Annotated in this window: 7 protein-coding genes; 3 read left to right on the top strand and 4 right to left on the bottom strand. The window is 66.6% G+C overall.

The window, feature by feature from the left end; all coding sequences use genetic code 11:
- Positions 1-185 precede the first annotated feature (185 nt).
- Together BSZ40_RS09875 and gnpA are read left to right on the top strand one after the other, a co-directional pair.
- On the top strand, positions 186-971 hold the full coding sequence (locus BSZ40_RS09875) for a DeoR/GlpR family DNA-binding transcription regulator (protein WP_073825892.1): 786 nt from the start codon (positions 186-188) through the stop codon (positions 969-971).
- 38 nt (positions 972-1,009) lie between these two features.
- Positions 1,010-3,181 (top strand): 1,3-beta-galactosyl-N-acetylhexosamine phosphorylase, encoded by a 2,172-nt coding sequence (gnpA, locus tag BSZ40_RS09870; protein WP_073825890.1) that lies wholly within the window; start codon positions 1,010-1,012, stop codon positions 3,179-3,181.
- Positions 3,182-3,255: 74 nt separating this feature from the next.
- Here gnpA and BSZ40_RS09865 read toward each other — a convergent pair whose 3' ends face one another.
- The 4 genes from BSZ40_RS09865 to BSZ40_RS09850 form a co-directional block, all read right to left on the bottom strand.
- Positions 3,256-4,176: an aminoglycoside phosphotransferase family protein gene (locus tag BSZ40_RS09865; RefSeq protein ID WP_158020895.1), complete on the bottom strand. Its 921-nt coding sequence runs from the start codon at positions 4,174-4,176 to the stop codon at positions 3,256-3,258.
- Between the two features lie 110 nt (positions 4,177-4,286).
- Entirely contained in the window at positions 4,287-5,141 is an 855-nt protein-coding gene (locus tag BSZ40_RS09860) for a carbohydrate ABC transporter permease (RefSeq protein ID WP_073825884.1), read from the bottom strand.
- On the bottom strand, positions 5,141-6,130 hold the full coding sequence (locus BSZ40_RS09855; RefSeq protein ID WP_084542788.1) for a carbohydrate ABC transporter permease: 990 nt from the start codon (positions 6,128-6,130) through the stop codon (positions 5,141-5,143). The genes BSZ40_RS09860 and BSZ40_RS09855 overlap by 1 nt, the downstream gene beginning before the upstream one ends.
- 75 nt (positions 6,131-6,205) lie before the next feature.
- Positions 6,206-7,486: an extracellular solute-binding protein gene (locus tag BSZ40_RS09850; protein ID WP_073825881.1), complete on the bottom strand. Its 1,281-nt coding sequence runs from the start codon at positions 7,484-7,486 to the stop codon at positions 6,206-6,208.
- 279 nt (positions 7,487-7,765) lie between these two features.
- Here BSZ40_RS09850 and pulA point away from each other — a divergent pair, with 279 nt between their 5' ends.
- Positions 7,766-14,455, top strand: coding sequence for a pullulanase-type alpha-1,6-glucosidase (pulA, locus tag BSZ40_RS09845; RefSeq protein ID WP_073825879.1), 6,690 nt, complete (start codon positions 7,766-7,768; stop codon positions 14,453-14,455).
- Positions 14,456-14,516: the final 61 nt, after the last annotated feature.

Genomic DNA, 14,516 nt, shown 5'->3' with positions numbered 1-14,516 from the left:
TGTGCTTCATTGAACGGTGTGACAATCGCCATTGCGCACTAGTATGCCACGGCTGGCGATCGAAAGCGACGATTTCCCCTCCCAACGTGCAAAGTTCTGTCACGCTCCGCGCAAATCCAATCTATGCTGTAGCGAGGGTGCCCAGCTCACCGAGACAACGCCGTCCCCCAACAGAGAGTGAGAAGATGAACCGCCACGAACGCCTCAGCCGCTTACTCGACCTGATCGTGGAAAACGGCTCCGTCCGCATCGAAGAGATCATCGCTCGTCTCGATATCTCGGCCGCTACCGCCCGCCGCGACCTCGACACGCTAGCGGCCCAACAGCTCATCACCCGCACCCGCGGCGGGGCCTCCATCAACCCCACCTCGGCCGACCTGCCGCTGCGCTACCGCGCCACCCGCATGGCCGACGAAAAGGCCCGCATTGCCATTGCCGCCGTGGCCCGCATCCAGCCTGGCGACGTCGTCGCCCTCAACGGCGGTACCACCACCACCGAAGTTGCCCGCGAGATCGGCACCCTCTCGGCACGCGAGCCCGACTTCGAGCGCGCCCCCGTCACCGTAGTGACAAATGCCATCAACATCGCCAACGAATTGACGGTGCGGCAAAACGTGCGCGTGGTCGTCACCGGCGGCGTCGTGCGGGCCCGCTCCTACGAGCTGGTCGGCCCGCTGGCCGAACGCATCCTGCCCGCCATCTCCGCCGGCACCCTGTTCCTCGGCGTCAACGGCCTGCACCCGGAGCGGGGAGCCTTCGCCGACCACGACGGCGAGGCCACCGTGAACGCTGCCCTGGTGCGGGCGGCGGAGCGGGTCGTCGTTGTGGTTGACTCCTCCAAGCTCGGCCGCACCGACTTCACTCGCATCTGTGAACTCACCGAGATTCACGAGGTCGTCACCGACTCCGGTGCCGACCCCGAAATTGTGGCTCAGTTGCAACGCAACGGAGTCGAGGTCACTTTGGCCTAGCCTCTCCCTCAACCCACTTCAACTAGACAAGGACACCGATGGCAAATACCGGCCGCGTCACCCTCCCCATCCAGGTGGGCATCGACGACGAGATCACTGAGCTTGCTCGTCGACTTGGCGCAGACGCAGTGCGCAACTCCGATGGCACCGAGCTGCCCGAAATCGCGCACCAACTTGTGGACAAGGTTTACTCGACCTACTTCCCTGCCCGCGGCGACCAAGACTTTGCCCTCGCCAACCCCCACACGTTGGTCAACCAATACCTGTGTTCGCCCCGCAGCACCGCGCCCGCCACCGGGGACCTGGTCATCGACGTCATGGAGGGCTACTTCCGCACCCAGTTCGCCCCCAAGACCGACTGTGACGTTAAGCGCTGGTGGCAGGTAATCGACCGCACCACCGGCCAGGAGGTCGCCGCGGACCAGTGGGACACCACCCCGGAGGGTGTGGTTACCATCCGCAACCCGCAGCCGTTCCACGTCTACACGGTCGGCTTCCTGGCCGACCAGCTGTGGGACTCCACGCAGATGTACAACTACATCACCAACGACTGGCACCTGGAGCCGTGGCGGGTCAAGGAGCGCCCCTACGACGTGCGCAAGGCCGGGGTGTGGGAGTACGCCCAGGACGCCCTGAAGAAGTGGCTGCGGGAAAACCCCGAGGTGGACGTGGTGCGCTTCACCACGTTCTTCTACCACTTCACCCTGGTGTTTAACGACGAGGCCAAAGAAAAGTACGTTGATTGGTTCGGCTACTCGGCCTCGGTGTCTATCGAGGCGATGGAGGCCTTCGAGGCGGAGTACGGCGTCGCCCTGACCGCCGAGGACTTCGTTGACGAGGGCTACTACAACAACGCTTTCCGCTCCCCCAGCGAGCGCTACCTGCAGTGGATCGATTTCCAGTCGCGTTTCGTGGCCGAGCGGGCCAAGGGGCTGGTGGACATCGCCCACGCCGAGGGCCGCGAGGCCATGATGTTCCTCGGCGACAACTGGATGGGGATGGAGCCCTACGGCAAGTACTTCCCGCGCATCGGGATGGACGCGGTGGTCGGCTCGGTGGGTTCCGGCGCGACCTGCCGCATGATCTCTGACATTCCGGGGGTGAAGTACACCGAGGGCCGCTTCCTGCCCTACTTCTTCCCGGACGTCTTCAACGACGAGGGCGACCCGGTGGGCGAGGCCAATAGCTCGTGGCTGCAGGCCCGGCGGGCCATCGTGCGTTTCCCGCTGGATCGGATGGGCTACGGCGGCTACCCGTCGCTGGCATTGAAGTATCCGGCGTTCGTGGACCGCATGGAGGAGATCTGCAACGAGTTTCGGGAGATCCACGAGCTGGGCGGCGGGCAGCATCCGCAAAACGCCCCGATCCGGGTGGCCATTGTCAACGCCTGGGGCAAGCTGCGCACCTGGCAGACCTATATGGTGGCGCATGCCCTGTGGTACAAGCAGATCTACACCTACCTCGGCATCGTCGAGGCCCTGTCCGGGCTGCCGTTTGCGGTGCAGTTCCTCAGCTTCGACGACGTCAAGGCCGGGGCGCTGGCCGAGGTGGACGTCCTCATTAATGGCGGTGTGGCGGGCACGGCCTTCTCCGGAGGCCAGGCCTGGCTGGATGCTGAGCTAACTACTGCCGTGCGCGCCTTCGTGGCCCGCGGCGGCGGCTTCATCGGGGTGGGCGAACCGGCGGCCGTGTCCCACGGCGGGTCTTTCATCCAGCTGTCCGATGTGCTGGGAGTGGATCGCGAGCAGAGCCTGTCCCTGTCGACCGACCGCTACCCGCGCATCGTGGACAACCACCCGCTGCTGGCCGACGTGGCGGGCACCTTCGACATCGGCGAGGGCGGCGGCGACATCGTCAACCTGGACCGCAACGTCGAGGTGTTGGCGTACGTGGACGACTCGGTGCGGGCCTCGCTCAACCAGTACGGCAAGGGCCGCGGCATCTACCTGGGCGGACTGCCGTACTCGTTCGAGAACGCCCGCCTGCTCTACCGGGCCATCTACTGGGCGGCGGGGCGCGAGGAGGAGCTGGAAAACGGCACCGCCTGGTTGACGGACGACGTGCGCACCGAGGTGGCGTACTACCCCAACACCTCCCGCATCGTGGTGCTCAACAACTCGGCCGACGCCGTGTCCACCACCGTGCGTGGGCTCGGCCGCACCTGGCAGGTGGAGCTGGCCCCGATGGGTTACCAGTGGCTGGACATCTAGGTTTCTAGCGTTCCAGGTTTGGGGGAGGGTGGCGCGGCCCCCCTCCCCCACTGTCGTGTCCGTTCGTCTTCGGCTCACAAATCCACAGTCATCTCCCGGGCAATATCCCAGGATATCTCCGCCCGCAGCGTGTCTGCCTGTGCCTGGAACCACAGCGCATCGTCCACGCTGCGCACCAGGCACCACCGGCGCATGGTGGTCGGCACCAGCTCAGCCATTTCCGCGAACCGGGCCAGGCGCCGCTGGAGGGTGTCACTCTTCTCGTCGCCACCTCTGACTTCGCCCCACCGATTACGCAGTAACGGAACCACCTCGAAGGCGGGATCGCCCGCCAGTGGCTTCGGGTCGATGGCGGCCCACCCCTGCGAGCCACGCCCGAGGATATTGCCGTAATGGAAATCGCCGTGCAGTAGCCAAGGATCCGCGGGCTGGACGGCTAACTCGGCACACACCTCTGTCGCGGTGTCAATGAGCCCTTCCGCACAAGGCTCACCTAGCCGTCGCCATTCTGCGCGGAACTCGGCTGCCCACCGTGCGGCCAGTCCCCCGACCTCGCGCAGCCCGGCGGGCGCGGGCACACGCAGCTCGCGCAGGAGGTAGGCGGCTGTGTCGAGCGCCTCCTGAATCGGGACCTCCTGCAAAACCCGCCGCTCATCTAGTCGCTCCAGCAACATAGCGCCGACCGTCTCAGCAGTGCGCAGTACCTTAACTGCCCCGTGGCCGCCCCACGCGCGTAAGGCCGCGGGCTCGAACCGAGTCTCGTCGTCGAGCCAACTTATTTTCAATGCCGCGGCTTGCCCATCCTGGCACCGGACAGGTAGCACCACAGCACAGACCCCGTGCAACAACGATCCGTCCTGCCGCAGGTTCCATCTGCTGAGCAAATCCGCGATAGTGCGAGGCAACTCCACCAGCCAGCCGCAGGCCACCTCCCCCTCTCGGGCGCGGATTAGGGCGGCGAAGTCGGCTGGGATCGGCAGCAATTCGGTTCTCACATTCGGGCAGATGGGGACGGTGAGGGCGGTGGCCCCGGCAGGCGGAAATCTCGGGCAGCAGGAGGAGGGGCGAGCGACGCTGTCGCTTCCCCCCTCCTAACTCGCGAGCGTTACTTCACCGACCCGGCGGTCAGTCCCCCGATGAGGCGCTTTTCGATAAAGCTGAAGAGGATGACCACGGGCACGATGGCCACGATGGCGGTGGTGAAGAGGTACTGCCAGTCCTCAATGTACAGCCCCAGGAAGCGCGGCATGGAGACCGTGATGGGCTGCAACTCGGGCTGCTGGACCAGCACGAACGCGGCCGCGTACTCGTTCCAGGTGTTGACGAAGACGAAGATGATAGCGGTAACGATGCCCGGCCACACCAGCGGCAGCGAGATGCGGAACATGGTCTGCATGCGTCCGAGCCCGTCGATGAGCGCCGCCTCGTCGACTTCCTTGGGCACGGCCGCGAAGAATGCCTGCATGATCCAGATGGCGAAGCTCATGTTGAAGGCGGCGTTGATGAGGATCAGCGCCCCCCACACGGCGTAGCCGGTCCACCCTTTGAACTCCTGGTACAGACCGATGGCCAGCACGGTGGGTTGCAGCATCTGAGTGATGAGCACGAGCAGCAGGAACGCCAGGCGGCCGCGGAAGCGGAAGCGGGCGATGTAGTAGGCCGCCGGGGTGGCCACCAGCAGCACCATGATGGTGGCCCCGACCGCGATGACGGTGGTGGCCAGCAGTGAGCTGCCGGGATCGACGTTGGAGTTCCACACCTCCAGGTAGTTGGACCACTGGGGGCGGGACGGCAGATACCGAGGGGGAATGCTGCGCACGTCGGCCTGCGATTTCAGCGAGCTGGTGAGCATCAGCAGGTAGGGGAAGGAGAAGAACAGCATGACGGCCAGCGCGCCGAGCACGGTTAGAACACGGTTGGGTGGGGTGTCGATGCCGCCCCGGTAACGACGGTGGGACATCAGTCGACCTCCTTGGTGGGCTTGGCTACCGCCAGGTAGATCGCAATGACGACGCAGCAGAACACGAAGTTCAGCACGGACAGGGCGCTGGCCACCCCGGGGCCGAGCTGTTCTTTGTACTGGAAGATCAGCGTGGTGGTGGTGTGTCCGGTGTGGTAGCCGGCGGTGTCGTTGAGGATTTTCAAGATCGGCAGGGAGTTGAAGACGTTGATGATGTTGATCAGGGTGGCCACGGCGATGGCGGGCCGCAGGATCGGCAGCACGATTTTGGTGTAGCGCTGCCACGCGGAGGCCCCGTCCATGTGGGCCGCCTCGCGCACGTCCACGGGCACGGCCTGCAGACCGGCCAAGATCGTGTAGGTGGTGAACGGCAGGGAGACGTAGACGGCTACGAAGACGGCCGTCCAAAACGCGGCGGTGGGATTCTTGGTGAAGCCGTAGGCGGTCTGCAGGATGCCGGTGTCCACCAGGAGCCGGTTGAAAAGCCCGACGTCGGGCTGTAGGCCGAAGTTGAAGACGGTGGTGGTCATGACCACCGAGCAGGCCCACGGCAGGATGATGAACAGGCGCACCACTTTGCGGAACCGGAACTTCAGGTTTAGGAACGAGGCGAGTGCCAGCGACAGCAGCAGGGTGACGACCACCACGACCACAACCCACAGGGCGGTGTTGAGGAAGATGCGCCCGATGGGCACGGAGGGGTAGGTAAGCGCCCCGGCCTTGCCCACGTAGTTGTCTAGCCCGGCAAATCCCTTCACCCGCCCGATGCGATTGAAAGTGAAGAAGGAGTTGTAGATGAGCAACCCGGCCGGGTACAGCACGACCGCGGCGATGAGTAACCCGGCGGGGGCCAGCCAGGGGATGGCCCGCAGGGATTCCCGCCGCGCCTGCGCTTTGCGCTTGGCAGCAGCGACACGGGTGATTTCTGCGTGTTCGGACTCGGTCAAGCCCGCGGGAGCGAGCAGCGAACCCGGATGAGTTTGCGACATGAGAAGTCTCCCTAACCGGGGGCGCGGGGCCGCAAGCGCCGTGGTGGCCCCGCGCCCGAGTGTTAAGCGGCTGGCCTAGCCTTGGGCGTCAAGCTGCGCCTGGATTTCCTTTAGGACCGTGTCCGGCGTCTCCTTTTCCAGCTTGCCCATGGTGCCTTGCAGGGCGCCCTGCAGCGCGTCCCACTTGGGGTCGCCAACCGGGAGGAACTTCACGTCCTTCAGGGCCGCATAGAACGGGGCGAAGTGCCCGGCCTCCGCGGTGGCCTTTTCGATCATGGTCTTGGTCACCGGCATCAGACCGGTGCCCTGGTACCAGGACTCGTACATCTCGTCGGAGTACATGAGGTCGAGGAAGGCCTTGGTGGCAGCCTTGCGGTCCGCATCGCCGTTGTCGAAGGCCACCACAAAGTCGGTCACCCCGAAGGCGATGGGCTGACCGTCCTTGGTCGGCACCGGCCCGATCCCGTACTTGATGTCCGGGTACTTCTCGTCGACTTCCTTCAACAACCCGGTGTGCATCAGCAGCATGGCGAGCTTGCCGTTATTGAACAGGTTGACAGCGTCCTGCCGGTTAGAGGTGCCGGGGTTTGGCTGGGTCAGCCCTGCGTCGATGAAGGATTTCATCTGCGTTAGCGCCTCGGCGGCGGCGGGCTGGTCGGCCACCAGCTTGTCGCCCTGTGGCCAGTTGGCGCCGTTACCCCACAACCAGAGCGAGGTCTCGTTTTGGGCCTCTTCCTTGCCCAGCGGCATGCCGTATGCCGAGACGTCCCCACCCAGGCCCTTGATCTTTTGCGCAGCGGCCTCCAGCTCGGCCCACGTCTTGGGGGCCTCGGTGATACCGGCCTGCTCGAAGAGCTTGGTGTTGTAGGCCAATAGGCGGGAGGAGGCGACGTCGGGGGCGGCCCACTGGGTGCCGTCGGTGCCCTTGCCGTTCTCCAGCAGCGCGGGTTCGATGGCGGCCAGGGTCTCGGGGCTCATGACCTCGGTGATTGGGTAGAGCAGACCCTCGGAGGCCGCGAGCGCGAAGGTGTTGTCGTTAAGGATGTCGGGCAGGTCACCGGACTGGATGCGGGCTTGGACTTTGGCGGCGAAGTCTTCCCAGCCTTCGATCTGTAGTTCGACCTTGACGTTGGGGTAGGTCTCGTTGAACTTCTTGATGATGGTCTCCCAGTCGGACTTCGAGGATTCGGAGTAGGACGGGGCGAGGATCTTGATGGTGGTGTTCAGGTCCGCGGAGGCGGCGGGGGCCTCGCCTCCGGTGGGTTGGGCATCTTTGCTTTCGGTGTCGGTGCCGCAGGCCGTCAGGGTCAGGGCGAGGCCCGCCGCGAGGGCGGTGAGCTGTTTTCCACGCTTCATTACGTGAGTCCTTCCGATGGAGGGGACGGGGCCGGGTGGCCGGTATGAGTGATCGTAGACACATTCGCAGAACCGGTTTTGTGGTCGCCGCGCGCTTCTTGCGGCGAAGGATGTGAGATATCCCATATCCCACCCTGGTGCTGGACTGCACTTTTCAGCTCTTTTTCCCCGAAAACAAACAAAATCCTGCAATGAGGTGTAACGTTTGCAGCAAGACATGATTTTATTGCAGGCGGTGAATTACAGTCAGGGGAACCACTCTCGAACGAAGGAGTTCCCATGGCTAGACGACGGTGCCGCCCCCTAGCGGTGGCCCTCACCGCCACGCTTGCCGCTGGGGCATTAACCCCCCTGCTGGCCCCGCCGGCGGCCGCCCAAGACCCGGTACCAACCGTGGCGGGCAGCTTCCAAAGCGAACTAGGTTGCCCCGAGGACTGGCAACCCGCCTGCCCCCACACCGCCCTGGCTGACCCCGACCAGGATGGGGTCTTCACCGGTGATTTCACCGTACCGGCCGGGCAATGGGAGTTTAAGGTCGCGACGAAAGGTGACTGGTCACAGGCCTTCGGCGCCAATGACAACCCCGGCGAGAACGCCAAACTGTCCCTGGCCGCCCCCACCCGCTTGACCTTCGCCTTCGACACCAAGGCCAACCGCGTGGGCCTTACCTCCCCCGCCCTCACGGCCTCCGGCACCGCGGTCCCCGGGGACGCTGAACTGGCGCGTCCCGCCGTGCGGCAGGGCAAAGTGGAGAACTTCTACTTCGTCCTCACCGACCGCTTCCACAACGGCGATACGACCAATGACCAGGGGCTGCTGGAGGGCGATCGGTTGACCACCGGCTTTGACCCCAGCAACTCAGGCTTCTTCCACGGCGGCGACATAGACGGCCTCATCGCCAAGCTGGACTACATCGAGTCCCTCGGCACCACGGCCATTTGGCTGACCCCGTCATTCGTCAATTTGCCGGTGCAGGGCACCGGTGAGCACGCCTCCGCCGGCTACCACGGCTACTGGGTCACCGACTTCACGCAAATCGACCCGCACCTGGGTGGTAATGAGGCCCTCAAACGGCTCACCCAGGCGGCTCACGCGCGCGGTATCAAGGTCTACTTCGACATCATCACCAATCACACGGCGGATGGCATTGCCTATCAGGAGCAGTCCACTGACTACGTGCCCACCGACCAGCGTCCCTACACTGACGCCGAAGGGACCGTGCTGAACCTGTCGTCTCTCGCCCAGCTGACCGAGACCGCCGCCGCCCCCAAACTGTCAGCTGAGTCGTCCTTCCCCTACCGCCCGGTCGCCCGTCCCGATGTCGTCAAGCATCCCGAATGGCTTAACGACGTGACCTTGTACCACAACCGCGGCGACTCCACCTGGAGTGGTGAGAGCGTCACCCTGGGCGACTTCGTGGGTCTGGACGACCTCATGACCGAGCACCCGCAGGTGGTGAACGGCTTTATCGACGTGTACCAAAGCTGGATCGACATGGGGATCGACGGCTACCGCATCGACACCGTCAAGCACGTCAACTTCGAGTTCTGGCAGCGGTGGAGTGCCGCCATCAAGGCCCACGCCGCGAAACACAACCCCGACTTTTTCACCTTCGGGGAGGTCTACGACGCTGATCCGGCCTTGCTAGCTCCCTACGTGCGGGATACCGACATGGACGCCACCCTGGACTTCGCTTTCCAGGCCGCCGCAGTTAACTTCGCCAAGGGCTACCCCACGGCGGGACTGTCGTCCACCTTCGCCGCGGACGACCTGTACGCCACGGCAACCACCTCGGCCGCTACCCTGCCGACATTCCTCGGCAACCACGACATGGGCCGGGTGGCTTTCCTGGTGGGGGAAAATCAGCGCGAAGACCGCAGCGTTCTGGCCCACCAACTGCTGTATCTCACGCGCGGCCAACCGGTCGTCTACTACGGCGATGAACAAGGGTTTGTGGGGATAGGCGACGGCAAGGACAAGCACGCCCGCCAGTCCCTCTTTGCCTCCCAGGTAGCCGAGTACGTCGACCAGCCGCTCGCCAACGGCCAACAGCTGGGGGCGACCGACCGCTACGCCACCGACACCCGCCTCTACACCACGATCAAGGAACTGGCGGCGCTGCGGGCCGCACACCCGGCACTGGCCAGCGGCGCGCAGCTGGAGCTCGGACGCGCCGACGGGGCGGGCATCTACGCCCTGGCTCGCGTGGACCGGGAGCAGAAAACCGAATACCTGGTGGCGCTCAACAACGCCCCCACGCCCTCCTCGCTCACGGTAACCACCCTGACCCCCGGCGCCGCCTACGCGCCGCTCTACGGCACCGAGCAGGGCGTGCAGGCCTCGCAGACCGGGGAAGTCACCCTGGAGGTACCGGCGCTGTCGGCGGTGGTCTACCGGGCCGATCGCCAAGTGGCGGGCGGGGCCGGGCCCGTGCAAGTGGCGCTCGCCGACGGTGCAAACCTGAGTGGGGCCACCGCGGCCCTCCCGGCCACCACCGGCGCCCACCGCTGGGCCGAGACAACGTTCGCGCTGCGCCCCCTGGGCACCAGCGACTGGCAGGTGGTCGGCGTGGCCGAAGACGACACCCCGCGCGTCTTCGCCGACACCCGCGCCTGGCAGCCCGGGACCGTGCTGGAGGCCCGGGCAGTAACCACCGACGCGGCCGGGCAGGTCAGCGGCGACTCGGCCCTCCTCGTCGTCGGCCAGGATCTGTCCCTGGCCGCCGACACCACCCCGCCGCCCGCCGGTGATCTGATCACGGTGCCCGGCTCCTTTAACGCCGCGCTCGGCTGCGCCAAGGACTGGATGCCCGAGTGCGCAAACATCGCGCTGACCAAGGACGCGGCCTCCGGCCTGTACGTCGGCCGCTTCCAGCTGCCCGCGGGCACGTTCGAGTGGAAGGTGGCCGTCGGCGGCAGCTGGGATGAAAACTACGGCGCAGGCGGCACCCCAAACGGCAGCAACCTGCAACTGACCTCCACCGAGCAAGAGTTCACCTTCATCTACAACCCGACCACCCACGTACCCTTCGCGGTCCCCACCCGCCAGGTCGTGACCTTGCCCGGATCGTGGCAGGCTGCCCTCGGCTGCACCGGGGGCGCCAACGGTGGTAACTGGCAACCCGACTGCCTGGCCACCGCCATGGTGCCGCAGGGAGACGGAACGTGGCTCTTCGAGACGGACAAGCTCCCGGCAGGCAACTGGGAGTTGAAGGTGGCCGTCGGCGGCAGCTGGGAGGAAAACTACGGAGTGGATGGTGCACCGGGCGGCCCCAACTACACCCTGTCCACCAACGCGGGCGAAAGGCTGCAGGTGCGCTACGACGAAAAGACCCACAAGCTTACCTTCGATGTGGCCAACCCGCCGCTGCCCGGCGCCGGGCAGGCCCAGGCGTACTGGTTGACCCCCACCACCGTGGCCTGGCCCGCCCAGCTGGGCGTGGCCGACGGCACCCAGTTCGAGCTGGTGGCCTCCCCCGACGGGGCCATGCAAGCCAACGGGCAGGGGGCAGCCACTACCCTGGAGCTGACCCTCGGCGGGACCCTCGACGGCGAGCTACTCGCCGCCTACCCCCACCTGGCGGGCTATCGGGTACTGCAGGTGCCGGAGGCCGACGTCTCCAACCTCCTGCAGGGCGAGCTCGCGGTGCGTGCCCGCCAAGGCGACCAGCCGGTGGCGGCCACCGGGTTGCAACTGGCCGGCGTCATCGACTCGCTCTACGGGGCTGCCGCCCAGCAGACCTACGGTCCGAGCTGGCAGGAAGATGCCCTGACCCTGCGCCTGTGGGCACCCACCGCACGCTCGGTGCAGCTAAAGACCTGGCAGGCCGACGGCAGCGGCGAGGAAACCCTGCCCGCCACGCGAGCGGCCGACGGTTCGTGGACCGTGTCCGGGGATCGCAGCTGGCTGGGCCGCCAGTACCGCTGGCTGGTCGAGGTCTACGTCCCCAGCCTCGATAAGGTCACCGTCAACGAGGTCACCGACCCGGCGTCGCTGGCCCTGACGGTGAACTCGCAGCGCTCGGTCGTCGTCGACCTAGCCGACCCGGAGCTAGCCCCCGCCCAATGGCAACAGGCCGCTGCCCCAACGGTCCGCAACGACGCCGCCCGCTCCATCTGGGAGCTGCACGTCCGGGACTTCTCGATCACCGACACCTCGGTGCCCGAGGCCGAACGGGGAACCTACAAGGCCTTCACGCGCAGTCAGTCCCACGGGATGCGCCACCTGCGCCAGCTGGCCGATGCGGGCATCAACACGGTGCACCTGCTGCCCACGTTTGATATTGCCACCATTGAGGAGGAGCGCAGCAAGCAGGTCCACCCGCAGATCCCCGGCGACGCCGGCCCCGACAGCCAGGCGCAGCAGGCCGCGGTGAGCGCGGTGGCGGACCAGGACGGTTTCAACTGGGGCTATGACCCGTTCCACTACTCGGTGCCCGAAGGCTCCTACGCCACCGACGCCAACCAGTCCGGCGGCATGCGCACCTACGAGTTCCGGGAGATGGTCGGTGCCCTGCACGCCGCCGGGGTGCAGGTGGTGCTCGACCAGGTCTTCAACCACACCGCCGCCGCCGGACAGGACGCCAAGTCGGTGCTCGATCAAGTCGTGCCCGGCTACTACCACCGGCTCTCCCCCACCGGCAGTATCGAAACCTCCACCTGCTGCCAAAACATCGCCACCGAAAACGTCATGGGCCAAAAGCTCATGGTGGACTCAGTGGTCACCTGGGCCAAGCACTACAAGGTCGACGGCTTCCGTTTCGACCTGATGGGGCACCACTCACGGCCCAACATGGAGGCCGTACGCGCCGCCCTGGACGAGCTGACCGTCGAGCGCGACGGCGTGGACGGCAAGGCCATCTACCTGTACGGCGAGGGCTGGAACTTCGGTGAAGTTGCCAACAACAAGCGCTTCGTGCAGGCCACCCAAGGCCAGCTGGACGGCACCGGCATTGGCTCCTTCAACGACCGGCTGCGCGACGCCGTGCACGGCGGCGGTCCCTTCGACGAGGACAAACGCACCCACCAGGGATTTGGCACCGGGCTGGCCACCGACCCCAATGGTCTGTCAGGTCTGTCCGCGGCCGAGCAACGCACCCGTCTGGGACACCTGACCGACCTGGTGCGGCTCGGCATGGCCGGGAACCTGAAGGACTACGAGTTCGTGGCCTTCGACGGCAAGCGCAAGGCCGGGCGGGAACTGGATTACAACGGCGCCCCCGGTGGGTATGCCAGCCAACCGCAGGAGTCGGTCAACTATGTCGACGCCCACGACAACGAGACCCTGTTCGACCTCGGGGTCTACAAACTGCCCGTGGCCACGTCGATGGCCGACCGGGTGCGCATGAACACCGTGTCGCTGGCCACCGTCACCTGGGGGCAGTCGCCGTCGTTCTGGCACGCCGGGACCGAGCTGCTGCGCTCCAAGTCCCTGGATCGCGACTCCTTCAACTCCGGTGACCACTTCAACGCCATCGACTGGACGGCCCAACGCTCCAACTTCGGGGTGGGTCTGCCGGTGGCGGGCAAGAACCAGGAGAAGTGGCCGATTCAAGGCCCGCTGCTGGCCAACAAGGCCCTCGTGCCAACCCCGCAGGACCTGCAGGCCGCGCGCGCTGCCGCCCTGGACCTGCTGCGGGTGCGTTCGACGACGCCGCTACTGTCGCTCGGCACGGCCGACCTCATCCGCGAGCGCGTGACGTTCCCGTTGTCGGGCCCGCAAGCCCCCGCCGGGGTGCTGCTGATGCAGATCGACGACGCGCCCGGTCAGTTCGCCACCGACCTCGACCCGCGCACCGACACGGTGCTGGTGGCGATCAACGCCTCGCCGCAGGCGCAGTCGCTCAAGGTGGATTCGCTGGCGGGCAAGGCGTTGCAACTGCACCCGGCTCTGGCGGGCGGGGCGGACGAGGTCGTCAAGGGCACCAAGTTCGCCGACGGTCAGCTGACCATTCCGGCCCGCACGGCGGCGGTGCTGCTCGCGCCGCGCACGGCGGAACCGACGCCCACGCCGACGCCGACGCAATCTGCCACGCCGACAGCTTCGCCCACTCCCACCCCGACCCCGACGCCCACCCCGGGCGACCGGGTGACCCGGGTGGCAGGCCCGTCGCGGATTTCCACGGCACTGGCGGCCTTCCAGGCGGGCAACTGGTCCGGCGACGCCGTGGTGCTGATCTCCGGCACTAACCCGGCCGACGCCTTCGGCGCCACGCCGCTGGCCGACCTGCTGGACGCACCGGTGCTGCTCACGGGCGGCAAGCAGCTAGAGCCCGCCGTCCGGGCGGCCCTGGCCGACAGCGGCAAGCGCCGGGTGTTCATCGTTGGCGGGCAGGCCACCGTCTCGGAGGCCATCGCCGCCGAGCTACAACAGCAAGGGCTGGCAGTGACGCGCCTGGCGGGTACCAACCGCTACACCACGGCCCTGGCAGTGGCGCAGCACATGCGCCAGCTTGACCCGCAGCTGCGCGGCTACCTGGTGGCCGACGGGGCACAGCTGGTCGATGCGCTGCCGGCGGGGGCGCTGGCGCCGCGCGCGCAGGCGGTCCTGCTCCCGTCGAACGGCGGAGCACTGCCGCCCGAGGTGGTCAAGCAGTTGCAGGCTGACCCGACGGCGCCCATCACCGCGGTCGGTGGCAACGCCGCCCGCGCCCTGGACCGCGCCGGTATCACCGGTGAGCGGGTACAGCTCGTGCAGGGACCCAACCGGTACGCCACCGCCGCCCTGCTGGCCGAGCGCCTGGCCCCGGCGGCCACCGAGGTGATGCTGGCCAACGGCCCGGATGCCCTCAGCGCGGGGGCGTTTGCGGCCGGACGCGGCGGGGTGTTGCTGTTCAACCCGCCCGCCAGCCTGCCGCAGGCGGTGCGCGCCGAGCTGCAGCGCCGCAACCCGCGGCTGGTGACCCTGGTGGGCGGGCAGGCTTCCCTATCGCCTGACCTGGTGCCGCAGATCAACCAACTGCTGCGCTAGCAAGCCCACCCGAGCGGCGGTGACCGACAGGTTGCCGCCGCTCGGCGTATGCGTGCTTCTC

It is taken from the genome of Buchananella hordeovulneris (assembly GCF_001907235.1).
GTDB classification, from domain to species: Bacteria; Actinomycetota; Actinomycetes; order Actinomycetales; family Actinomycetaceae; genus Buchananella; species Buchananella hordeovulneris.
This window is presented reverse-complemented; position numbering and strand designations above follow the sequence as displayed.